General features: G+C 33.0%; 36 protein-coding genes. 27 read left to right on the top strand and 9 right to left on the bottom strand.

What is annotated here, in order from left to right; translation table 11 throughout:
* Positions 1–96 precede the first annotated feature (96 nt).
* From C7Y47_RS23550 to C7Y47_RS23540, 3 genes are all read left to right on the top strand, one after another.
* Positions 97–510, top strand: coding sequence for a hypothetical protein (locus C7Y47_RS23550; protein WP_142510965.1), 414 nt, complete (start codon positions 97–99; stop codon positions 508–510).
* A 144-nt stretch (positions 511–654) separates the two neighbouring features.
* Positions 655–876, top strand: a complete 222-nt coding sequence (locus C7Y47_RS23545) for a WYL domain-containing protein (RefSeq protein ID WP_142510964.1) — start codon at positions 655–657, stop codon at positions 874–876.
* Positions 873–1,241, top strand: coding sequence for an aconitate hydratase (locus C7Y47_RS23540; protein WP_185903586.1), 369 nt, complete (start codon positions 873–875; stop codon positions 1,239–1,241). The genes C7Y47_RS23545 and C7Y47_RS23540 overlap by 4 nt, the downstream gene beginning before the upstream one ends.
* Before the next feature lie 11 nt (positions 1,242–1,252).
* Here the strand turns inward: C7Y47_RS23540 and C7Y47_RS23535 are convergent, their stop codons facing one another.
* The 3 genes from C7Y47_RS23535 to C7Y47_RS25275 form a co-directional block, all read right to left on the bottom strand.
* On the bottom strand, positions 1,253–2,305 hold the full coding sequence (locus C7Y47_RS23535; protein WP_142510963.1) for an Ig-like domain-containing protein: 1,053 nt from the start codon (positions 2,303–2,305) through the stop codon (positions 1,253–1,255).
* Positions 2,306–2,455: 150 nt separating this feature from the next.
* On the bottom strand, positions 2,456–3,022 hold the full coding sequence (locus C7Y47_RS23530; RefSeq protein ID WP_142510962.1) for a DUF5067 domain-containing protein: 567 nt from the start codon (positions 3,020–3,022) through the stop codon (positions 2,456–2,458).
* Between the two features lie 100 nt (positions 3,023–3,122).
* Entirely contained in the window at positions 3,123–3,329 is a 207-nt protein-coding gene (locus C7Y47_RS25275; RefSeq protein WP_221887684.1) for a helix-turn-helix domain-containing protein, read from the bottom strand.
* Between the two features lie 159 nt (positions 3,330–3,488).
* Here C7Y47_RS25275 and C7Y47_RS25155 point away from each other — a divergent pair, with 159 nt between their 5' ends.
* From C7Y47_RS25155 to C7Y47_RS25935, 7 genes are all read left to right on the top strand, one after another.
* On the top strand, positions 3,489–3,665 hold the full coding sequence (locus tag C7Y47_RS25155) for a hypothetical protein (RefSeq protein WP_185903591.1): 177 nt from the start codon (positions 3,489–3,491) through the stop codon (positions 3,663–3,665).
* A 31-nt stretch (positions 3,666–3,696) separates the two neighbouring features.
* Entirely contained in the window at positions 3,697–4,551 is an 855-nt protein-coding gene (locus tag C7Y47_RS23520; protein ID WP_142510961.1) for a helix-turn-helix transcriptional regulator, read from the top strand.
* 109 nt (positions 4,552–4,660) lie between these two features.
* The gene (locus tag C7Y47_RS23515) at positions 4,661–6,157 is read left to right on the top strand and encodes a hypothetical protein (protein ID WP_142510960.1); all 1,497 of its coding nucleotides are present in this window, start codon (positions 4,661–4,663) and stop codon (positions 6,155–6,157) included.
* The gene (locus C7Y47_RS23510; protein WP_142510959.1) at positions 6,154–6,666 is read left to right on the top strand and encodes a hypothetical protein; all 513 of its coding nucleotides are present in this window, start codon (positions 6,154–6,156) and stop codon (positions 6,664–6,666) included. The genes C7Y47_RS23515 and C7Y47_RS23510 overlap by 4 nt, the downstream gene beginning before the upstream one ends.
* A gap of 216 nt (positions 6,667–6,882) precedes the next feature.
* Positions 6,883–8,967, top strand: coding sequence for a polymorphic toxin type 35 domain-containing protein (locus tag C7Y47_RS23505; RefSeq protein WP_142510958.1), 2,085 nt, complete (start codon positions 6,883–6,885; stop codon positions 8,965–8,967).
* A gap of 111 nt (positions 8,968–9,078) precedes the next feature.
* Entirely contained in the window at positions 9,079–9,279 is a 201-nt protein-coding gene (locus C7Y47_RS23500) for a helix-turn-helix domain-containing protein (protein WP_142510957.1), read from the top strand.
* Between the two features lie 118 nt (positions 9,280–9,397).
* Entirely contained in the window at positions 9,398–9,676 is a 279-nt protein-coding gene (locus C7Y47_RS25935; protein WP_255505311.1) for a helix-turn-helix domain-containing protein, read from the top strand.
* A gap of 243 nt (positions 9,677–9,919) precedes the next feature.
* Here the strand turns inward: C7Y47_RS25935 and C7Y47_RS23490 are convergent, their stop codons facing one another.
* On the bottom strand, positions 9,920–10,135 hold the full coding sequence (locus tag C7Y47_RS23490) for a helix-turn-helix domain-containing protein (RefSeq protein ID WP_142510956.1): 216 nt from the start codon (positions 10,133–10,135) through the stop codon (positions 9,920–9,922).
* A 218-nt stretch (positions 10,136–10,353) separates the two neighbouring features.
* Here C7Y47_RS23490 and C7Y47_RS23485 point away from each other — a divergent pair, with 218 nt between their 5' ends.
* The 6 genes from C7Y47_RS23485 to C7Y47_RS23465 all read left to right on the top strand — a co-directional run bounded on the left by C7Y47_RS23485 (position 10,354) and on the right by C7Y47_RS23465 (position 13,582).
* On the top strand, positions 10,354–10,578 hold the full coding sequence (locus C7Y47_RS23485; RefSeq protein ID WP_142510955.1) for a hypothetical protein: 225 nt from the start codon (positions 10,354–10,356) through the stop codon (positions 10,576–10,578).
* 325 nt (positions 10,579–10,903) lie between these two features.
* On the top strand, positions 10,904–11,236 hold the full coding sequence (locus tag C7Y47_RS23480) for a hypothetical protein (RefSeq protein ID WP_142510954.1): 333 nt from the start codon (positions 10,904–10,906) through the stop codon (positions 11,234–11,236).
* A 91-nt stretch (positions 11,237–11,327) separates the two neighbouring features.
* On the top strand, positions 11,328–11,549 hold the full coding sequence (locus tag C7Y47_RS23475) for a hypothetical protein (protein ID WP_142510953.1): 222 nt from the start codon (positions 11,328–11,330) through the stop codon (positions 11,547–11,549).
* Between the two features lie 18 nt (positions 11,550–11,567).
* Positions 11,568–11,717, top strand: a complete 150-nt coding sequence (locus C7Y47_RS25150) for a hypothetical protein (protein ID WP_185903590.1) — start codon at positions 11,568–11,570, stop codon at positions 11,715–11,717.
* Positions 11,718–11,885: 168 nt separating this feature from the next.
* On the top strand, positions 11,886–12,302 hold the full coding sequence (locus C7Y47_RS23470; RefSeq protein WP_185903585.1) for a DUF3775 domain-containing protein: 417 nt from the start codon (positions 11,886–11,888) through the stop codon (positions 12,300–12,302).
* A gap of 683 nt (positions 12,303–12,985) precedes the next feature.
* The gene (locus C7Y47_RS23465; RefSeq protein ID WP_142510951.1) at positions 12,986–13,582 is read left to right on the top strand and encodes a YpjP family protein; all 597 of its coding nucleotides are present in this window, start codon (positions 12,986–12,988) and stop codon (positions 13,580–13,582) included.
* Between the two features lie 89 nt (positions 13,583–13,671).
* Here the strand turns inward: C7Y47_RS23465 and C7Y47_RS23460 are convergent, their stop codons facing one another.
* Positions 13,672–13,989 carry an Arm DNA-binding domain-containing protein gene (locus tag C7Y47_RS23460; protein ID WP_142510950.1) on the bottom strand — a complete coding sequence of 106 codons (318 nt, stop codon included), beginning with the start codon at positions 13,987–13,989 and terminating at the stop codon, positions 13,672–13,674.
* Between the two features lie 79 nt (positions 13,990–14,068).
* On the bottom strand, positions 14,069–14,551 hold the full coding sequence (locus C7Y47_RS23455) for an ImmA/IrrE family metallo-endopeptidase (protein WP_185903584.1): 483 nt from the start codon (positions 14,549–14,551) through the stop codon (positions 14,069–14,071).
* A gap of 183 nt (positions 14,552–14,734) precedes the next feature.
* Here C7Y47_RS23455 and C7Y47_RS26345 point away from each other — a divergent pair, with 183 nt between their 5' ends.
* From C7Y47_RS26345 to C7Y47_RS23445, 3 genes are read left to right on the top strand one after another with little or no spacing between them, the layout of a single operon-like run.
* Complete coding sequence (locus C7Y47_RS26345) at positions 14,735–14,941, top strand: DUF1064 domain-containing protein (protein ID WP_436970136.1); 207 nt, start codon at positions 14,735–14,737, stop codon at positions 14,939–14,941.
* The gene (locus tag C7Y47_RS26340; RefSeq protein ID WP_436970135.1) at positions 14,919–15,131 is read left to right on the top strand and encodes a DUF1064 domain-containing protein; all 213 of its coding nucleotides are present in this window, start codon (positions 14,919–14,921) and stop codon (positions 15,129–15,131) included. The genes C7Y47_RS26345 and C7Y47_RS26340 overlap by 23 nt, the downstream gene beginning before the upstream one ends.
* Positions 15,132–15,148: 17 nt before the next feature.
* Positions 15,149–15,460, top strand: coding sequence for a hypothetical protein (locus C7Y47_RS23445; RefSeq protein WP_142510948.1), 312 nt, complete (start codon positions 15,149–15,151; stop codon positions 15,458–15,460).
* A gap of 283 nt (positions 15,461–15,743) precedes the next feature.
* On the opposite strand, the gene C7Y47_RS23435 is transcribed toward C7Y47_RS23445, so the two are convergent.
* On the bottom strand, positions 15,744–15,980 hold the full coding sequence (locus C7Y47_RS23435; protein ID WP_142510946.1) for a hypothetical protein: 237 nt from the start codon (positions 15,978–15,980) through the stop codon (positions 15,744–15,746).
* A 141-nt stretch (positions 15,981–16,121) separates the two neighbouring features.
* On the opposite strand from C7Y47_RS23435, the gene C7Y47_RS23430 reads away from it, so the two are divergent.
* Both C7Y47_RS23430 and C7Y47_RS23425 read left to right on the top strand, forming a co-directional pair.
* Positions 16,122–16,532, top strand: a complete 411-nt coding sequence (locus C7Y47_RS23430) for a hypothetical protein (RefSeq protein ID WP_142510945.1) — start codon at positions 16,122–16,124, stop codon at positions 16,530–16,532.
* A gap of 177 nt (positions 16,533–16,709) precedes the next feature.
* Positions 16,710–17,285: a sce7726 family protein gene (locus tag C7Y47_RS23425; protein WP_142510944.1), complete on the top strand. Its 576-nt coding sequence runs from the start codon at positions 16,710–16,712 to the stop codon at positions 17,283–17,285.
* Here C7Y47_RS23425 and C7Y47_RS26205 read toward each other — a convergent pair.
* On the bottom strand, positions 17,230–17,616 hold the full coding sequence (locus tag C7Y47_RS26205) for a beta family protein (protein ID WP_366151288.1): 387 nt from the start codon (positions 17,614–17,616) through the stop codon (positions 17,230–17,232). The two genes, C7Y47_RS23425 and C7Y47_RS26205, sit on opposite strands and share 56 nt — an antisense overlap.
* A gap of 290 nt (positions 17,617–17,906) precedes the next feature.
* On the opposite strand from C7Y47_RS26205, the gene C7Y47_RS23415 reads away from it, so the two are divergent.
* The 5 genes from C7Y47_RS23415 (at position 17,907) to C7Y47_RS23395 (ending at position 20,770) form a co-directional block, all read left to right on the top strand.
* A complete protein-coding gene (locus tag C7Y47_RS23415; protein WP_142510943.1) occupies positions 17,907–18,698 on the top strand; it encodes a hypothetical protein in 792 nt (263 codons plus the stop codon).
* 195 nt (positions 18,699–18,893) lie between these two features.
* Positions 18,894–19,139 (top strand): hemolysin XhlA family protein, encoded by a 246-nt coding sequence (locus C7Y47_RS23410; protein ID WP_142510942.1) that lies wholly within the window; start codon positions 18,894–18,896, stop codon positions 19,137–19,139.
* Positions 19,140–19,152: 13 nt separating this feature from the next.
* Positions 19,153–19,416, top strand: a complete 264-nt coding sequence (locus C7Y47_RS23405; RefSeq protein WP_142510941.1) for a phage holin — start codon at positions 19,153–19,155, stop codon at positions 19,414–19,416.
* Positions 19,416–20,156: an N-acetylmuramoyl-L-alanine amidase gene (locus tag C7Y47_RS23400; protein ID WP_142510940.1), complete on the top strand. Its 741-nt coding sequence runs from the start codon at positions 19,416–19,418 to the stop codon at positions 20,154–20,156. The genes C7Y47_RS23405 and C7Y47_RS23400 overlap by 1 nt, the downstream gene beginning before the upstream one ends.
* A 131-nt stretch (positions 20,157–20,287) precedes the next feature.
* Complete coding sequence (locus tag C7Y47_RS23395; protein ID WP_142510939.1) at positions 20,288–20,770, top strand: PH domain-containing protein; 483 nt, start codon at positions 20,288–20,290, stop codon at positions 20,768–20,770.
* Between the two features lie 232 nt (positions 20,771–21,002).
* Here C7Y47_RS23395 and C7Y47_RS23390 read toward each other — a convergent pair whose 3' ends face one another.
* A complete protein-coding gene (locus C7Y47_RS23390) occupies positions 21,003–21,569 on the bottom strand; it encodes a DUF5626 family protein (protein WP_142510938.1) in 567 nt (188 codons plus the stop codon).
* A 267-nt stretch (positions 21,570–21,836) separates the two neighbouring features.
* On the opposite strand from C7Y47_RS23390, the gene C7Y47_RS23385 reads away from it, so the two are divergent.
* Positions 21,837–22,121: a helix-turn-helix domain-containing protein gene (locus tag C7Y47_RS23385; protein WP_142510407.1), complete on the top strand. Its 285-nt coding sequence runs from the start codon at positions 21,837–21,839 to the stop codon at positions 22,119–22,121.
* Positions 22,122–22,258 lie beyond the last annotated feature (137 nt).

Genomic DNA, 22,258 nt, shown 5'->3' with positions numbered 1-22,258 from the left:
TTAAAGTTTTTAGAATTAAAGAGTTTCAACAGAAATTTAATGAGAAATGTAGGAAATATATAGTGGTAAAATACAATTTAAAGGGGTTTAATAATTGTGAAGAAAATTAAAATATTTACTATGTTAACTGTATTGTTAATAACAAGTCTAGGCTTATTCTCTGTAGAAAATGCACACGCTGTGAGTTCAGGTTCGCAAACTAAAGGTGGTATAACTGCAAAAGTTTATACAGACAAAAATAGTTATAAATCAAATGAGACAATTTATGCTACTGGTGAGAAAACAGCTGCAGGTGGTACAGTTTATTATGATATACGTATATGGAAAAAAACAAGTAATGGTTGGGAGCAAGTTGGTATCGAGTATGGTTCCACAAGTGGAAAAACATCTCAAGTGAAATTTAAACCTGGAGTTGGGACATATACAGTAATGTTTAAAATTTTTACAGATTCCAAGATGGACAATTGGGTTGGAGACTGGGAAACTACAGAATTTAAAGTAACAAATTAAATCTTATTAGTAAAAAAAGACCAAGTGCTCATTAAAGGTGAGTACCTGGTTTTTTTGCGTTTCAAAAACTTTTTCTTGCCAAAACACAAACATCTGTTCTAATATAATTACAAACAAACGTTCTTATTTTGAGGAGTGTAGAGGATGAAAGAACAACTGATTAAAGCAATGCAACACAATCAATTTGTGAATATGATGTATTTGGCTAAGTCGGGTGAAGTATCGAAAAGACGTATCAAAATCATTAAGATTGTTGGTGATTCATTTCAAGCATATTGTTTTACAAGGCAAGCCAAGCGTACATTTATGATTGATAGTGTATTGGCAGTTGTTCCAGTCTTCCACAAGGAGCGAGAGGTTGTATGATTAACTTTGAACAAAGGCGACTAATGCACAAATATGTGGTTTATGATATGGCTGTTCAGTCGTTACAGCGTGATTATAAAGTGATTGAAAACCTTAAATTGAGCAAAGTGTATTTGCCAATCCTTGATAAGCTTTTAGACGACATATCTCAAGAATGTTACAACTCTAAAAGGCTGTTGGTCAAAGATAAAATAAGAGTCATGAAGTGGGTAAAGGTCGATGAATACTTTAGTGATTTAATTATTGCCACAGCGGGCGAGGACCAAGTGTTTACTTATGCTAATATGGCACTTAAAACACAGGTTGAAAAATTATTAATCAGTCACCAAAATAAAGACCAGGAGCTCTTTAAATTGAGTACCTAGTCTTTTTGTGTTTAGTATTCTCTTACTTCAAATGAAGCAATTTTATCATGTACGATATATTCAGTTACTTTTTTATAAGGTGAAATAGTTTTTGTGAATTTGAATGTTGATGTACCTTGTGCACTATCAAACCATTTCAAATAGTCATTTAATACTTTATTGGTAACGTCATACTCTTTTGTTATGCCGTTTACTAATGTAATGCTTAAAATCGCATTTGAAGATTCAGTGCTTAGTTTTTTAACAATCACTGTGCTATTTGCTGCAATATCTGTATTTTCTAATTTTGCAGTAATTATTGCTTCACCTTCACGAAGAGCCGTTACATTACCATCTTGATCTACAGTGGCAATTGATTCATTACTTGATGACCAAATTACTTTTGCGTTATCTGGTGTCACTGTGGCAGTTAGCTTTTCTGAGCTACCTTCAAGTAATTCAAGATTATTTTTGTCTAATGAAATTGTTTCAGGTTTAGAAGGTATTGATAGCTTTTCCATCATTTGAAGTTCGCATATTGCGGTATTGACTGCATTACGTGTACTGTTAGTAAGTGTAACGTTAACTCTATACTTGTTATAATAATTAGTATTTTCGAAAGTGAAACTTTGTTCTGGGTTTTTTTTCCAATCGTTAACTGTTACATTGCTATGAGAATCTAATACAATCCAATTAGAACCATCCCAAGCCTCAAATGTCCAAGTACTTGGAAATCCTTCTGCCCCGTTTCCCTTATTATGCATTACATATTTACTGATTGCCTTTGGACTTTTGAACTCATAGGCTAGCCAACCTGATTTTTCAGAAGTGCCCCAAGCAGAGTACGTTGAGCCATCGGAATAGTTGAATACTCCATCAAATGCTTTCCAACCTGGTGTATTTCTATTATCCCAACTATCAGAAGAAGAAGAAGCTTTACCAAACTCTGATTCATCTGAAGTCATTATGGGTATTAAATTTTCGGTATAACCTTCTTCTGCATGAGCACTTTCGGTACTAAAATTAACAAGTACTAGCAAAATTAATGCTAAATAAATAAAACTTTTTTTAAACAAATTAACCACTTATGTATCCTCCTTTAAGATTATATAAGGCAATTTACTAAAAAAACCTATAAAAACAACTTTAAACAATGAGGGACTTATTTACCATAATAAAAATTTGTTATTTTTAATAAAAAAAGCCACTCAATTGAGTGACTAAGTTTGTTTTTATTATTTAATTTGATAATCTTGCTTACCTAATTCTTTACCACCAATACCTTGATTCGCTACTAATGTAACTGGTGTTTCTAAATCATCTAACTCATAAGCGATAGCATCTTCGACAGTACCACCTTTTTTAATTGTTTCTAATTGTGTATCTAAAAATCGCTCATCTGGTAACATACCTACTTCTAATTCGTTTATTGCATTTGCATTATTATCTTGAATTGCTGTGAATACAGCTCCCCACGCTGATATAGGATTAATGTCTTTGTCACTTAAGTTTGTTGTACTATACCAGATTGCGAAAACTGGTTTTTCACCATATTCATTACCTTTCTCGCCAACTGGAATAACTTTAGTTTCAGTAATGTTTATTTTTACTTCTTCGATTTTTACTTCATTATCTTTAAAATAAACATCGTCACTTTTGGCTTCTTTATCTGTTGTTTTATCAGTAGAAGCAGTTGTTTTTGTTTCCTCTTTAGGTTTATCTTCCTTTGCTGAATCTGCTCCACAACCAGCCAATCCTAAACTTAATAATAATGCCGCGCTAAAAATTAATTTTTTGTTCATATATAAAATCCTCCCTCTATATTACCATTCTAGGAAATTTGGAGGGAAAAGTACATACAAAAAAACAGACAACTGCGATTAGTTATCTGTCTTTCAAAATTTATTTCCTAAATTCAAGCATATCCTCTACTCGTTCAATCTCTAGAACCTCACAGACTTTTGCAAGCTGATCTTTATTGATAGTCTGTCTTTGGTTATTGACCATTTCACTAATTGCATTAGCACGTATCCCTGATTGTTCTGCAAGTTGCTTTTGTGTAATACCTCGTTCGACTAAAACCTCTTTTAACTTTATATACAACTCCACAACCTTACACCTCCTCCTAAGATTATATCCCTTAATACCATTATAACAACATATCGATATTTCGTGAAGTATTTTATTGACATATCGATATTCCGATATTAATATGTAAATAACAACATAACGATATATTGATATTTCGTTAGAATTGAGGTGAACAAATTGAAAACAATTCAACAACGTCAAAAATACATTCAAGCGAAAATGAAACAACAGGACGCAATTACAGATGTCCATAAGTATCAGAATCGATTGAAGTGGATTATGAGGTATCATAGTCTGCTTACAGAATTAGAAGTAAAACAGATTCGTGAAAATTTACGTAAGGCATTTAAGTAGTAGAAAGTGGAATGGAAATGAGATGAAAACGATGGCATTTGAATATTTAGCAACTTACAAAACATTTGAATCAATAGCAGATATGGATAAGAGTGTGGAGGACCATATAGCGGCACATTATTATGACCTAACAGAATCAGAACGTGCCATCGTTATTGCACTTTCACAACGTTCATTAATGTATCCAGGAGCTTCACATCTAAAAGCTGAAACGATTGCTGAAGCAACTGGCACTTCTCGTAGTACAGTAATGCGCGCGATCAAAAAGCTTGTTGAGTTAAACATTATTGAAAAAGTAAAACAAACAAAGCTTAATGGTATCAAAGGAGCAAGCATTTATAAGATTTTACCTTACAGTGATACATCGAGCGTGAAACATCGAGAGACAGTCGATAAAGCTAGTAATGACGCGGTTTGCCGTCCACAATTTGAAAACCAAGCATCTAAATCTTTTAATCTATTAAGTTCTAAACAAGCAAATAATAATTTATGTGATTTAGAAAATGAATTGGCTTTGCAAGCTGAAGAGAAAAAAGAATACATGAACGAGTACCAAGTGATGCTGTTTGATTTCATGCACTCGCTGCCATTAACAGATAACTTAAAGGATGAATTACACAAAGTTGTATTAGCTACTCAAATTCAAAGTACAACTGACTTCATAAAAGCTAAGAATGTCCTATTCAAAATTGCTATGGATATTAAAGAAGGTGTACTTACAGTTGCTAGTACATTAAGAGCTGTATTTGTAGGGGCATATGACAAGGCTGTAGAGCGATTAAGCAGCAAGTCGAATAAATCTTCTTCTATAGAAGCAACTCCATTTAAAGAACGTCCTGTGCCTTTCTACAATTGGTTGAAAGAACGTGATGGCTTTCCGCGATAAATTAAGTAATTTGAATTATATAGACTAAAGTGTTTTAGTTAGAATGTATTCCTTGATTAGTATTAATATGGTATTTTTGATATGTAATCATATTTTCTAGGAGGGAATCATGCGGAAGTTACCTTTAGTCATTATATTTTTTTTAGTATGTTCTTTAATTTTGCCGTCACTATCCTTAGCAGCAAATGAGCCTTATGACCATAGTGAACTGCTTGAGTACAAGGGATATGGCGAGGCGATGTATGAAACAATCGTTGAAGAAACAACATTTGTGACTGGGCAGTATACGGAAAATAAAGATTTAGTTGGAAAGTCAATTGATCAAATAAGGGATTACGGAAAATTTTGGTGGAACGAGCAAAACTGGGATAGTGAACCTTGGACATATGATCGATTTAAAGAAATGATAGCAAAGCCCGCGGGTTATTTGTTAACGGTTGGTGATTGGTTCGGTAAGCTTTTTGGTGGTTATGAAGAGACTCAAAAAAATGATGTTGATTATGACAGTTATTATTCGCCGTATTTGTATGTAACTGTTGAAAATAATGGATCTTATATTAATCCTATTTTAAATGCACGAGATGGTTATGAGATTGTTGCGGAAGTGCCATATAGCAATAAGACTGTTACTGCTACTTATCTTCGTCCGGGTCTAGATACTTGGTATATGAGTAGTTATCAGCACACTTTGTATTATGGAAGGTTGGATATACCAACAGGTCCTAAAGTTGATTCAAGTCGTTCGGAAATTGAAGCTTTGGGTGAAAAACTTAGAAGTCCTCGTACAGTTTCTGGTATGATATCTGCTTTATCTTTTATAAATGTAACCGTATATGTCAGGGAAAAAAATTCAAATAACAATATACCACCTCCATCTGGTGGAAGTAATGAAAAGCTTAGAGAAATGCGTGATTTTATAGATAATGGTGGCGTTAAAGATGTGGCCACACCTCAACCTAGACCGTATCTAAGTTGTCCTAACGGTAGCAAAATACAAATGTCTATATCGGGCAGTACATTTTTATCTGTAGATGGTAAAGCCATGATTATTAACAAAGATGGTACTGCAGAAGTAGACAGTGCTATTTGTAAACTAGGTTGGGACAAGCCAGTAATTAAATATATTGATAATCGTGCAGCTATACAAACGCCAGATGGTAAATGGAAAGACGCTGAAACAGGAAAAATTATTGAAGAAAAAGTTGATAATCCTGATGAAGATAATAAACCAAGTGACCCTAGTTGTAACATATCAGATGAAGAGATGGATATTGATTCAGAGCCATGTGAAGGCATACCTTATTTCGGTAAAAAATTGGAGTACATTTTTGGGAATGCAACTGGAAATAAGCATAATATTGATCGTTCTATTGCTATGGAAAAGCAGTTAAATAGTATTGGGATTTTTGATGATGCTACAGGTAGAAAGCTTGTTCTTGATAATTTATCAGATGCTTTCGAAAATCCTGCAAGTATCCTAAAAACACAAGAAAATGGTAGAATAGTCAGAGAATCATTGCTTTCGGGTCCAAATGGAGTATTAAAAGTTGAATCCGTATGGGATAGGGAAAAATTAATAACAGTTAAACTTTATGGAGGTAAATGATGAAAATAATCAATAATTATAATCTCTATGAATTCGAGTCAAAATCAGAAATTGAAAAATATGTTAGAGTTAATCAATTCAATCTACTCAATAATAATTGTGTAGACCAAAAGATATTTTATGGAATAGGTACTGATACAATAGACTCTATTTTTATTGGTATTGTTGGTGGGCAACATGGAATTGAACCATCATTACAGGAAGTTGAAACAGAAAATTGTATTTTGATAAGTATTGATGAAAAAGTTTATTGTGTGGAATTAAAGAATTATGAAATGTTATGGATGAAGGAATTTGATTCTATTGTTTATGAAATTCTTAAAGCACCTGACTTTACTCTTCTTATTTTATGTGAGTTAGGTGTTACATGTATTACTTATAGCGGAGAAAAACTATGGGAGCATACTAGTGATGTAATTACAGATTATAGGTTAGAGAGTAATTCATTAAGATTATCTACTGAAGAAGAAGAGTATTATATTCTCTTGAAAAATGGTAGTGTTATTTGATTATAGGGACCACAGAATAAGTTAAGACCACTCCACGACGAGTGGTTTTTTTGCATTTGTTAAAACATAATAGCCTTCCACAATCAAAAAAAAGAATGAGTAATTTGACGTGTTTGTCAAGGAGGTATTTTTGTATAGGATATATTCCTTTTTAAGGTTATGTATAATAATTTTGGTGTGTGGATGTATGTTTAATTTTAAAAAGGAGAGTTAAGAATGAAAAAAGTTGCACTTATTTTTATGTCTATTTTAATCGCTTTTAATTTAATTTTGCCACCCGATGTTGCACAGGCAAATATTGTGTCTAAGCCACTTGCTATAACAGCTAAAAAGGTCGCTAAAGATATTGTTAAGGATACAGCTGTGGAAATGGCAAATCAAATTGTATCGGAATATCTAGTAAAAGAATTATTGGAAGGTGTGAATACTGATAAGGGCTATTCTGCGGTTTGTATGGATGGCAAAAAAGATAATATTAAGGATTGTGCTCCGGATAAAAGGGCTCAAGTAAAAACAGATTTATCGCAAACTGATAAGAAGAATTTAGAGAAGAAAGTTGAATCGGTACTTGAAAGAAAAACATTAACTTCAACGAGATGGGGTAAATTTTTAGACTTTTTTATACCGATATTTTTGGTCAGTGGCGCTATTGAATTTATAAGTTCTGCACTGGATGGAGATATACTTTCGTTTTTTGATGAAATTGCACAAGAATCGCTTGTTGAGTCGGGTTTATTAAAGCCTTTAGTTGGGGTGAATATTGAACCTCAAGAACTAGTTGATTTTAGTAGTGTTGTAGCGTCTACTAAATTAAGTTACGAAAAAACAAGTTATTATAACCAACGAATTTATATTACTACTGTTAATAAACCAGGCGCTGTATATGATGTTACTTTTTTGCCACGTGGTCTTAATGAAATAACTTCTACTATTCGTAGTGGTGGAACTTTTATTTTAGATGTTGATTCTCAGTCACATCAGTTAAGTAGTAATCCTGTTGCTTTTACAGAGAATGTTTATTTATCGTCTTTTACTCCTGGGGTTGGTAGTTTTTATAGTTTGCCTTACACCGGTATACACCAGGGGGGGATTTACGATGACAGCAAAGTTGCTGATGCTGCAGGTCATGTTTGGATTAGTAATAATGTTATTTCTCGATTTGTAGATGCTCAAGGTGATGTTAATAAACTGCTTAATTTGTATGTTGCTTATATTAAATCAGCTACATCAATAAGTTTCAGCGTACCAACTTACACGCCAAAACCTGAAGAAGTTAAAACGAATTACGGTAAGCAAACGGCTACAGACAAAATAAAAGATGCTGATGGCAAAGTGAAAATGAAAGGTATGAATTCATTTACTTTTGAGTATGGAGATAAGGAAGTTTATCCTTCTGATCAATCTACAACCGGATGGAAAGATAAAGTTACTAATGAAGATACACAAGTTGAAGAAGAGGAAATTGTAACAGAGGAAGTTAGTGATGAATCAGGTACAGAACAGGGCGAAGATATTGATGATATAAAAGACGAAATTGCAAAATTGGATAAAAATAAAGTACATCATATTCTGCAAGATAAACATGATTGGCATAAAGTTGCTAAAAACTCGAAAGATTGGGATGAAATAGCACGAATAATCTCTAAAGTATTAAAAGAAGGAAAAGAAGGTCCTTATAAGTCTGTTCATTCAAAAACTTTAAAAATAGGTGAAAATACTATAGAAGTAACATATGCAAAATTGAAAAATGGAACTATTAAAGTATCAGATGCATGGGTAAGAAAAGCAAGTGAACAAAAAGTGAAAAACATGATGATAAAAAATAATTTAAATAGTAAAAATATGTTGTTACTAAAAGGAGAAGAAATAAAAATGAATAATGAGCTCAAAAATAATATTTTAGACGGTGTTTTTAAATTAGCTAAAGATATTGCAAATAAAATGAGATTAGAAGATTTAGAAAGTGATTTAATGGAGATTGCTTTTGAGACTGATAACATAGCAACATATTTTTTTATTATTAATATGTTAAACGAGGATGAAAGTGCAGAAATACATGCTATAGGAGCTACTATATTAAGTACAGCATTTTCTCATATTAATGGTTCGTACAATTTGGCCTTAAATCATATGAGAAAAGCAATGCAATTAGATCCTAATAATATAACTTATAAAGAAGGGATGCTATTATTTTATAATATACCAGAACAGTTAATCACAAGAACTGAAGCCATTGAGTTGGCTGGTGAAATAATTAAAATAAATCCTGAGAATCAGCACGCTAAAGATATTTTGCAATAAGTAACTTTAGGTTAGAACCTAAAAGACCACTCCGTGATGGGTGGTCTACTTTTTACTAACTATTAATTGTTAAATTGCTAACAAAATCACATTTAAAAGAGGTGATCTTTCATGAATGAATTTTTAGAAGTTGCAGAAGTAGCTAAAAGACTTAAATGCAATAGAAATAAAGTGTATGACCTTATTAAAAGTGGCCAACTTGTAGGATTAAAACTAGGCAGAATGAAAGTAACAACTATTGAACTGGATGATTTTTTAGTTAGAAATACTGGTAAGGATTTGACAGACCCGTTTAACGTTAAAGATTTATGAATTCTACAATGTAATTTATATTTAAACACTTTCAGCTGCATAATCGGTCGAGAGTGTTTTTTTATTTTATACAGCTTAAAATTTGGCAATCCTAATAAAACATGAATGGAGCATGAATATGAAACAATACTTAAAGCTAGAATTGTTAGTAGAGCTACCGGATGATCTAGAAATTGAATTAATTAAGCCCACTGCAGTACAAGTTGACAATAATATAACTGTGGATTCTGATAAAAAAATGACGATGTCTGTAGATGAATTAGCGGAAGAATTGCAAATAAGCAATACAACTATTTATACAATGGTCTGTCAAAATGAAATACCACACAAAAAAGTTCGTGGTCGCATTTTATTTCATAGACAAACAATTGAAAATTGGTTGGTAGAAGGCAATTAATGGACTTGAAAGGAAAAATAGAGATGAAAAAACATTTTTATACCTCTAAAGAAGTAATGGAAATGCTAGGTTGTGGATGCCTACGAACAGGCTATGAATGAAGAGCTTAAAATGAGAGGTTACTGGGTTGAACGTGGAAAAATACCAATCTCGTTTTTCCATGAAAAATACCCCTATATACCATTTAAAGAAGAAAACTAAAGGCAGCCATTATATATGGCTTGCCTTTTTAAATGCTACTAATTAAATCTTTTCTCCATCTCCCATAAGGAAGTTGATTTCATAATTAATTTCCAATGCATCTGAAATTTTTTCTAGGTCGCTTTCACTGAAATTATTACGTGTCATTTTGTTATGTAGATTTTGACGTGTAGTGCCTAATTTATCCGCTAATTCTTTTACTGTCATATTCTTTCTACCAAGAATGATTTTTATTTTTTCACTTGTAGTTAATTTCATATATATCATCCCCCTTCCCTTAATAGTATACCATTTAGTGTACTTGTATACAAATTTTATATAAAGTAAATAAAATAATTTACTTTAATTATTTACAAAGTAAATTTATTAGTGTACTATGTAATCAACAGCAAGATTACAACTCAAATAAAACCATCAAAGGTTAGTCGGTGAATGGACTAGAAATAGCCGACATGGTGAAAGGGGAGAGAATATTAATGTGTGGACGTGGCCAATCAAAAACTATTCAACAGCGTAATGAATACATCCACAATAAAATGAAGCAGCTAGATCAGGTGAAAGATGCTCTCAAGCATACACATCGTTTAGCGCGCATTATGAAGTACCACAAGTTATTAACCGATGTGGAAGTGGCTTACATGCGCCAGCGCTTACAAATAGCATTTAAAGACGTTTCATTGAAAGGAAGTGAGGACACATGAAGGTAACGGTTAAAGAATGGTGTGTTATGTCTGACCACAATAAACAACTGTTGTTAAATGCTGTCGCCAATAGATAGTAGTACAGTGAGCATATTTCAACTAATAAAAATATGAGGTGATTATATGGATAACAACAAATTACAGGCTTTAATAGAAGGCAATAAATGTGATAATGCAAAGGATCATCTACGCATAATCGAAGTGGTATTACAGATTAAAAACAAAAAGGCATTAGACTCATTGTATGTTCTAACCAAATCATTATTAAAAAAGAGCAACTCACTTTGATTGAGTTACAAAATATAACACGAAAAGGGGAATTTACATGCAACACACACAACAGACATTAAGAACAGTCGCACATGATAATAGTAGCAACGCATATATCCTATCTGCACAGATGATTCAATTAGAGGTTGTACAAGGTGCTGTAGCTCGTTTAATGGACAGAATAGACGAGATCACTCATAACGGTTGGGATAAAAACCCAGGAATGGCGTGTTGCGCAATTGATGAAATCCGAGATACAGTGCGTCTAATTGATATGGCATTATTTCCGTTATACAAGGAAATGTCAGAAGAAGTAAAAACTCTTAATATTCATGCACAGAATTTGTATGATACTGTAATTGGTGAATCAGAAGCTCAAAGTGTTTGAGGGGTATAAAACATTAATTATTCAAATTGCTATGTGGACAAGTAGTATATTTGTGAAATTTTAGAAATATATATAATAGAGGAGTGATTTTATGACAACGAATTTTTTTCCGATTGATCCAGAACGAGTACGTCAGAATGCATATTTACCTGTGAAGTTGGCTGAACTATCTAAGTCAAATCCAGAAAAAGCATTGGAGCTTTTACAAGCTTGGGGAGATGGTACAAAAACTATAAAAAAGTTGTGGGATGAGGTCATTCAATATGTGGGTGATACTATCCACACTTCTCAGGTAAATAGAGGCAAAGAATAGAGAAAAAGGAGGGATATATTGAAAACAATACCATCAATAGAGACTCAACAACGTATGCATGCTTTTTTTATGAAAACATCAGCACCACTTATCTATAAAGATCGTTTGGAAGAAGAACAAAGACGTAAAGAAGTTGAATCTCGAAAAAATGAGAATAAAGATAAGTGATAAAATAAGCACTTGCTATGGCAGGTGTTTTTTATTTAATATATTAAATCATCATGTTGTTGATTGAAGGAGATGCAGCATAAGCTAGCGTTATTTTTTATTGTCATTTTTAGAAGGAAATCATTCCCTTTTGTCGAATGTTGGTATGATGAAGGGGAGGTGAATAAAATGCTACTTAATGAACAGAAACTTTCAATGTTAAATCATGTAATAGATTTAGCGGAAATAAGACAACGAGAATACGATTCTGAAGATCATTCAATAAGTACTTCAGATATTGAAGGAATACTAAAAATTTTAAAATCTGATGATAACAAAAAGTTTAGAGAAATTGAAAAGAAGATGTTTGATTATCTAATGAGTCTAACTTTTGATGATGTAAAATTCATTCAAACAGTTATGTATATCGGAAGAGATGAGTCATTCGATGAAGACATTTCGGCAGAGCAACTATATGACGAAAAATTCAATTCACTGTCTTGGCAATCACAAGAAATTGAGTCAAATATGATTATCGAAAAAATGCCTTTAGCCGATTATCTTCGAAGAGGTATTGAATTGATCAAATCTAAACAATTTCAATAAAAAAACACTTTCTAACATGAGAGCACTTGTACAAAGCCTTCCGCAATAATCTGTGGAGGGCTTTTGAGTCCTTAGAAAAGCACTGTGCCAAGCAGTGCTATTTTTTATATAAGTTTATAATTGACCAACAAAAAAAGATTGAAGCAAGTAGCCTCAATCTAGGTATATCATTCATACAAACATGCCCACCAAAGCGTTAATAATTAGTCCTGAATTTAGCCCCAATTAGCCCCAACTCAGCCCCGAAAATTAGCCCCAATTTAATGTTATTTAAAGTGTTTATATGCATTGTTGATAAAAAGTAAAAAGCCTACAGAATACTGTTGTAGTAGGCTTTGTGGGAATTAAATAGTGCTCTTTGCAAAATAATATTATTAGTTCGTGAAGCATAAAGATGATAAGTAACCTAACATTAATAAAAGACCAATACCCATTGCGATTTCCATGTTTTGTACCTCCTTTTAAAAAAACGACACATTTAACCCGCATCCTGTCAACAAATACCCGATTAGTTTGGGACAACAGGATGATGGTCATACAAACGTTTTCACAAGATGTGAAGTTTTTACTTTATACATAAATATTGTACAATGAATTATAGAAATATGAAACCTTTTATAGGCTTATGCGTATATATAAGTAATAGAATTACCAATTTGTACATAAAGAGAAGGTGTTAATTAATGAAGAAATGGGTTCAAAAAAGTATCGTCATTATGGTTGCGTTTTTAACTTTTGGATTAATTACGCCAACACATGAGATATGGGAAGCATTTGATCAAAATCCATCAAATCGTGCTTCTATCGGACCATCACCTGGGACAAGCACTGCAGAAGCAGCTGCTCTTCCGATAGAAACAGAAATACAAGAAGAACCGGTCGACTATAGTGCATTGCTCGTTGACGCGGCGAAAGAGCAATCCTATAAAAAATTCGGCACAAAAATCGGCCCGAAAATTAGCAATGAATTTGATTCCATTATCTTCCCGAAAATGGAGGAAGCCATTGCGATGACTGTAGCTAGCTTAGACGATTCATCATTAGCTTCGTTAACAATTTCAGAAAAACCAAGTGGCAACTATGGAGAAAAAATTTTCAATATTAGTAGCAATGAAACAGGGATGGATTTAATTCGCTTCCATGTCCGCACAGAAAAAAGACCACAGGAAGGTTATTATTACAACTTCCACTACCATAGTGCCGAGGACGATTTTATGGCACATAACAATTTAGGGGATATATACTGGGAGAAAAACACACCCCCGAAATGGTTATCCTAAAAAATTACGAAACACTCGTTTAAAATGCGGGTGTTTTTTGTTGATATATCAACGTTTATACTGGTTTTCTGAGTTGTTATATCTCCATGTTATATGGGTAGATAGGAGAGAAGAAACGCGAGTGCCCCAAAAAGTGCTTTATTAGCTTCAATATAAATTTCATTTAATTGAGCGACAGTCAAATTGTCGTTTTCTACGAAACTAACATTTCCATCTAATATAGTAGCTTTCAATTCAATTAATGCTCGTTCAGCTTTTTCGATTGAATCAAACCCTTGTTTTGTTTTTTCTCGTCTTACTCCATTGAGGTCATAATATTTATATCTATATGCGAATTTCTTCTTCTTGTCCATTTTGTACCAATAGACATTATCTATTTTAGTATTTGTCATTTTCTTACGAACCATCTAGATCACTCCCTTTTGAAACATATGTTCTTTTTTTGTGTTGAAATAACCCATTAAAAAATTTATCCATGTTTCTAAATCATCTCACAGCATTCCAATTCAGCATAATTCTATTGTTAATATATTGTGAGAGTCTTTTTATAGCAAACTCATATTCAACGTTAAACAACTTTTGTAGCTGCATAACAGTTGAAGGTGTGCAATCATATAAATCTAGTTCATCTAACATAAATGTGGGTATACAGAAATGATACATAAAGTTGTTAGCTTTATTTTCCTGATATTCACGAAATAGGGGAGACATAAAGAATTGATCTCCGGTATGTAATAGGATGTGTGATAATTCATGACCAAATTCTTGCCATTGTTGCTCCTTGCTAAGTGATTCGTTTAAGAAAATAAATGGTTTGTTTTCAGCGAATAATGCCTGGCTGGTATCTGGCCAATAAAAAACTTTAATCCCTAACTTATCAGCAAATTTGTCTAAAATGCAGTAGAGTAGGAGAAGTGATACCAATACTTGAATTATCACCTCGTAATTTAAAGGACATGTATATGCCATGTCCTTCTCATGCATATTATTATGTTACTTTTAGAAGATTAAAATAAAAATCGTTTATTTGACTCTCTCCAAATAACGATTACAACTCTCCACTATCCTTCAAAATCTCCCACATCGCAGGCAATGGTGTAACTGCAAATGTCATCAAAGCAATCGCGGAAAAGTTAGTTTAGGAGGGCAAAAATGAGCAAAGCAAAATACGGCAATAAAAAAGTTATACTTGACGGAATTACATTCGATTCAGCAATGGAAGCAAAATATTATGATCACTTGAAACATCTACAAGCACAAGGCATTGTGTCCTCCTTTGAATTACAACCATGGTTCGTGCTATTACCGAAGTTTGAAAAGAACGGCAAGAAATATCGTGAGATTGGTTATAACGCTTGATTTTAAAGTTCATTATGCAGATGGACATACAGAAGTGGTTGACATAAAGGGAATGGTTACACAGCAATTTGAGTTGCGTAAGAAGTTATTTGAATATCGTTATCCGCATGAATTGAAGCTTTTAACGTATTCAAAGATTGATGGTGGTTGGATAACACATGATGCACTAAAAACAAGGAGAAGCAATTGATGGGTAGGTGAGATTGAATGGGTAGAAAAGTAGCTAAGAAGTACATTTTGTTTACTGGCGAAGCTCACGAAAACATGAAATTCGATTTTACACATAAGCAGATTGAGATATTTATAAGCCTGTGGAATGCAGGTGTGTCGATAGATAGAATAGCAAAAAGGTTTTTAATCAGTCATGCAAATGTAGCTTTAATTGTTATGGACCTTGAAATGGCCGGACGGATTGGACCTAGGGTTGGTGGATTATTAGGCAAACAGAAAGTGGTTAGTTTAAAGAAAATGTTCAGTAAAGTTATTTATCTTTTTGAGGTTTTACAAAGAATGAAATGAACACAACAGAAAGCCCTATAGCAACGAATATTATTGCAATAGATTTATTTGAAATAAATCTATTGTATTCTAGGGAACCAGTTAATCTTGCTAATCCGATTGAAAGCGAAAAGATGCCTAAAACAAATATGATATATCCAATTTTAGAATGTGTTTTCATTGCATAACAACTCCTAATATATAGGTTAATAACTTATATAAGGGTAACATAATTAGGTAATATTTGAAAATATGGATTTATTCAATTGCTGCACAGTATGAGTATTAAACGAAAATAGAGCGATTAAAACATCGCTCTAAAAAACTCATAAAATCCCATATCCATCGGAATAGCCCAAATAAAGAATCCGAGTAGGGCAATCGGTCCAAGTAATAAATTATAAATCTTGGGTGGCAAAATATTGCCCAATAGGACTTTATAAATCGCTGCACATACTACCATAACAGCAGGGAGTAATAGCATTGGTGGTATGAAATATAGTAGACTTCCGCTAATTGATAATCCAGAAAATATGTCCATCGTATTACCTCGTTATGTATTTTCTGTAAATTATATCATAAAAAAGCCGCAGAGTGTTCAGACGCTACAGCTAAGAATTGGTTTATGCCCTTTGACGGTGCTTAACAAAATTATTATACCACACCGTAGGAGGGCAAACCTATGTTAAAAGAAAGAGCATTAGTTATTACACCAGGTGCATTAGATTCAATGATTACAGACTACCATTGGATGGTTAACGCCATCAAAGAAATGCGTGCTGAAATGGTTGTAGGGGCAAAAACGGCTCAGTATGGTATCGAGGCTACATTACCAAAAGCAGTAGGCGGTGTAGGCGATCCAATTATGCAGGAAGTAATCAGACGTTCAAATAACATTAAAAGGGTAGTTGAATATGAAAAGAAGTTATTGGAGGTTCAAAAGCTTCTTGATAAAATAACAGATGACAGAGATGTACAAGTTCTGAATTGGATGCTAGATGGCAAATCAAAGCGTTGGATAGGTAAAAAAATGGGGTTAAGTCATACGCATCAAAATATTAAAGAATGCATATTGAAACAAATGTTGGAATAACTAATAGAAACACAATTTTTTAGGGTCTATGTGAATGTATGACAAGTAATTAATGTGAATATCTTATAAATTGTAAAAAGTGTTAATGACTAAAAAGGATAATTTTTATCTGAATGAGCAAAAAAATTTCTCATTATGTTAATATATACCTTAGTAAAAAAAAGGGTGACATTTAAAATGAATATGCTAAAGGATAACGATATTAGAGAAGTATTATTAGATGAATTATATAAATTACACACGGACGAAGTTGGTACTAAAATTGTTAATGAAATGGGAGTATTACACGGTCAATCTAGAATAGATGTGGCTGTTATTAACGGAATCTTACACGGATATGAGATAAAAAGTGAAAGCGATAATTTATTAAGGTTACCTAGTCAAGTAAGAGACTATAATTTAGTTTTTGATAGAGTGTCTATTGTAGTTCAAAAAAATTATTTAGAAGAGGTCCGACAAATCATTCCAAAATGGTGGGGCATTATTCTTGTAACTAAAAATAAACAAAATATTAATTTAAGAACCTTGAGAAAAGGGAGGACTAATCCTACTGTTGATCCTGTTGCATTGAGCAGTTTATTGTGGAAAGACGAGGCATTGGATGTATTAAAAAACAGAGGCTTACAAAGGGGATATCTAAGTAAGCCTCGTAAGATTATATATCAAAAAATCGCAGATTCATTTAGCGTGGAGGAAATTAAGCATTTTGTAAATGAACAACTGAAGTCGAGGGAAGACTGGAAATGTCATTAGAAACGTTGGTTAAATGATGATTAATCCCAGCCGTCACCCATGTTTCAGAATTCCCACAGGAGCGGGTTTGATTTGCACAATTGTAAATTTCTTGATCACCAAATGAAAAAGTATTTCCACGATAACATGAGTGTTTGATAACATCATTGCAAATGTTAAGCATTTGGGCAAAGCCTTTGCTTTTCACTCCAACACCACGGAAAATATAAAACTTGTCATCATAGGTATATCTAATACCTGCTGCTACATTTATTATTCTTGGGTCTAAGTCCACGAAATCTGGATGAGTGATGTTGTAATCGCCAAATGAAGGTTTGCGCCAAAAGAATATATTTGATATTGAATTTAAGCACGTCCAATATAGAGTGTGCTTTTTTTATTGCTTTCCACAGATAATGGTGGAGGGCTTTTATTATGCAGAAAAGGAATTGTTGTAATGGATAAATGAATAGGAGCAATTTTTGGACTAATCATTATCCAATAATGTGTAATAAATTAAGAGTGAAAAATGTAGAATATTATGGTATATTTATATAATTATACAAACTATATCAATGCGATTAGGGAGAATTGTACGGAGGCGTGGAACCCAATAAAGACCGTCACGATGAGTAGATTGAAATGAAAAAGTTTTTAAAAAATGATAATGTTTTCGCTGTAACTATGACTATTCTACTTTTCATAGTATTAGCAATTGTAGTATTAACTACTATTTTTTTCGAGAAAATCGTTTCTTCGATTGCTCAATTATTAGCATTAACAGAAACTAATATAGGACTAGGATTGTTCGGTTTCGCAATATTAATAGGAATTTTATTAATAGTAACTGTTTTCTTAATAAGTGATTCATTGACAACTTTTACATCTGAACCAAAAGAAGGTTGGAAAACGAAAGTTTATCTTAAAATTCGAAGGATTGGTTATCATTTGGGGATGTTAATGTTTGTATTTGGTGAAGTTATTTTATATTTTACAGTTTTAATGATAGGCTTTGTATTTTTCGTAGATTACCTAAAAGATATCGTAGGTAACAAAGTTATAATTATTTTCGTATTAAGCATTCTATCCTCTATGGTAATAACTGTTATCGCTTATTTTGCAATTACACCAATACTAGCTCGATTGATAGCAATTAAGACAACTTTAGTAATTCCATCATATGTTGTGGAACGTGTGGAAAAAACGCACAAAGCATTTGGGGCAATTTTCTTTATTACTTCATTAGGAAGTGGATTAGTGATTGGTGTTTTTGCACCAAAATATACTCTTTCGCATGAGGAACAAGTGTTAATTTTTGCTCTGACTGTTTTTTGTGCACTTCACTATGTTATTTCAGACATTATGAATGGATTTTTTGGAGTGAGCTTAATTAAAAAACTAAGCAAAATGACAACAAAAAAAAACAATAAATAAAGAAGTTGTTAAAAAGATTATTAAATTAAGAAAAGATATAAATTGTATATAAAATAAGAAATACAATAAAGTTAAATTTATAAAAAAACATGGATTTTTTATGCTGTGAGAGTAATCGAGATGGGCAACGGTACGTGGTACTGATTCTCGATACTTCTCACAGCATTTATTTTAGGGCAAAGGATTGGTGAGGGCATGGGTGATGAATTGATTAGAAATATATATGAACGGCTGGGCGGGATCGAGGCAAAGATTGATGATATAAGAGACATTCGTCAAACCGCCGATAACGCTAAAGATATTGCAGAGGAAGCTTTAGCAAGTACGAAAAGCGCTCATAAGCGATTAGATAAAATCGACAAAATAATTTGGTGGGTATCAACAACAATCATTGGATCAGTAATTTTAGCTTTATTAGCTTTAATTATTAAAACAAAATAGGAGGATTTATATTATGAAAATTAACTGGAAAGTACGCTTGCAACACAAACAATTTTGGGTTTCACTAATCGCATTACTTATCGTGCTCGCTAATCAAATAGCGGGCATTTTTAATGTCGATATTACGATTTATAACGATCAAGTAACTGCTATCTCAGAGACAGTTTTAAGTATTTTAGCTTTATTGGGTATTATCATCGACCCAACAACTATTGGTACATCTGACAGTAAGCAGGCTCTTAAATACGATGTTCTAAAAAAGGGTGGTGAACAGTAATGGTTGTTATTCGTAAAAAATTAGTACTCGATTCCCAGGCAGCAAAAGTAACTAACGGTAAAGGTAATGCGAGAAAAAAAGTGGTTGTACATGGTACAGATAACTATCGGACAGGTGCCGATGCCGATGCACATGCAAGACTACAAGCGAATGGCAATAGTCGTTCAGCTTCATGGCACTGGCAAGTTGATTGTAAAGAAGCTGTGCAGTCCTTTGAACATATATGGAAATGTTGGGCTGCAGGAACATCTAAAGGTAATTCAGAAGGTATTCATGTTGAAATTTGTGTGAATCCTGATGGCGATTATAAAAAGACTCTTCAGAATGCTGCAGCATTAATTGCTAAGATTTTGAAGGATGAGAAGCTTACTATAAATGATGTAGTCCAGCACAATTATTATAGCGGCAAGAACTGCCCTCGAGAGATCCGTTCTGGTAATATCCCGTGGAGCGAGTTCTTAAAGATGATTCAGAATGCTGGCGCTACACAGGCACCAAAACCAATTACAGATAACAATAAATATCGCGTCTTAACTGGCACATACTCTACAAAACAAGACGCTGAAAATGTCTTCGATGTATTAAAACATCGCTTTGGTTGGGTAGCTTATATTGAGCCGGATGGAGCAAAATGGCGTGTTAAAACAGGTACATTTACTGGAATGGCTGTAGCACAAGCAGGAGCAAGTAAAATTAAAACAGCTAAGTTGGCTAAATTCACAAACATTGTGGTCGGATAACACTAAAGCTCAGGTGGTCAATTAATGACACCTGAGCCTTTTTTATTTATATTATTGGTATATTTGGTAATACAAAGTATACTTTAATAAAGAATGTGTTTTTTATATACATAATTAGGAGCGATGAACCTATGGTTAAAGCTTTAAATTGTCCAAACTGTGCTGCAACATTCGATCCAGAAGAAAATGTTTGTGAGTATTGCGGCAGCTATATTATTACGTCCGAAGCAAAACAAATTACTTACGATTCTAATGAATTCAAACTTACAAATAAAAAAATCTTTTTCCATGAGATTGAAATGAATAAAAATGAATTTCCTATACGTTCGGGTGTAGCGAATATGTATTACAGTGCAACCAAATCTGACGGAGGTCGTTTGTTGTTAACAAATCAACGGTTGATCTTTTGCGCTCATGCTATAAATATAAACCCTAATTTATATTGGGAAGTTAGTTTAGATGAAGTAGATCGAACTGAACTTGGTTTAAATTTACTTATTACGCAAAGAATTCATGTTTTTGATGAAGAAGAAAACGAAACAATCTTTGTCGTTTATGGTGGGAAACACTGGCTGAATGAATTAGATCATGCTTTGAAGAGAATGTACTACTAAACGATTACTAGCCGTTTGGATACGGAAACATCGTTGTACTACGCCGAATATAAGATACAACTTGGGCGTAATGCCGAAATTTTAATGAAGAAAAAAGACGACTTTTTAGTCGTCTTTTTAACTCTAAAATTTATTGTTTATTTTTTTTAACTAAATAAACAATACCTACTATTACTAATACAAACATAATAAGAAAACCAAGTGCTGGTATTAAACCCATTCATTCATCACCTCACAACCAAAAGCCAACTGCTTCAGTCGTTACTTTACTTCCTTTAACACTTATTTTTAACGTTGGACTACTTGAACCTGTATTACCAATACCACCACCAGTTAGCCACTCTGTAGTAATTCTATAATATGCATGTGCTGGCAATTTTGAAGTTTCTTTTTGTCTGACTAATTTGAAATCCTCACTCTTTACAGTTCCCAAAAGAATTCTAATAGGTCTTTCCCCATATATTTCTTTAATTTCAGAATATCCCGAGCTAGGAACATAAACCGTCGCATAAAATTCAGAAGCTAATGTAGCAGCATCAAAATAAACTCTCCAGGTACTTGTTCCTTTACTAGCTGTGTAGTCATTGGAAACACGAGATTCTATTTGAGGTACCGGCTCAATACCAATAACAGCTTTTTCTCCGTTAGGTAAAATTACTTCTTGCTCTTGCTTTTCTTGAATGGTTAAGTCGAATTCTTTTTCAGCATCTGTCGTAGCTTCAGCAGCTTTAGTGTTATCAATATTTACAGCAAAAACAAAGAACAAGCTGAAAAACAGTAAGGCTAAAGTTTTCTTCATAAGTATATCTCCTATCATATATTATTTGGAAATAATCTCCCATGCATAGATAGTAACATATAATCCAATTAATTCCCAATGCTTTTTATTTTCACCAAAATAACCACTTTAAAGAAGATTTATTTTTTGTTATAAAAAATTTCTTCTGAATGTTATTTAAATAGAGAACATAATATTAAAGGACCAGGTACTCAATTAATTGATATGCTCCCTATTAGGTAGACAGATTAAAAAATAAAATCTGTTTATCTAAGGGGAGTATTTTTTATGGGGCGAAGCAAACATCCACTCGAGTTAAAACTACATATCCTTCAATTGTTTGAAGAAGGTAACTATTCTATCAACGAATTGTGTGAAAGATTTTCATTAAATCCTCAAACTTTATATAGCTGGAAAATGAAATATGAGGCAAGTGGACGTGATGGATTACACGAAGCTACTTCATGTAAATTCTATTCAAAAGAGTTAAAGTTAGCGGCTGTGGAGGACTACATTCAACGGAATTATTCACAGATGGAAGTGTTAGCGAAATATGAGATTAGTAGTACCTAAGTTTTAAAAAGGTGGGTAAAAAAGTATACTAGTCATAGTGAAATAAAAGATTCCGGTAAAGGAATGAGTCAAGCTATGACAGAAGGAAGAAAGACAACTTTTGAGGAACGTATTGAGATTGTCGAGTACTGTTTGAA

Source organism: Lysinibacillus sphaericus, from assembly GCF_006864135.1.
Taxonomy (GTDB): domain Bacteria; phylum Bacillota; class Bacilli; order Bacillales_A; family Planococcaceae; genus Lysinibacillus.
Note: the sequence above shows the minus strand (reverse complement) of the source record. Positions and strands in the feature narration are given on the sequence as shown.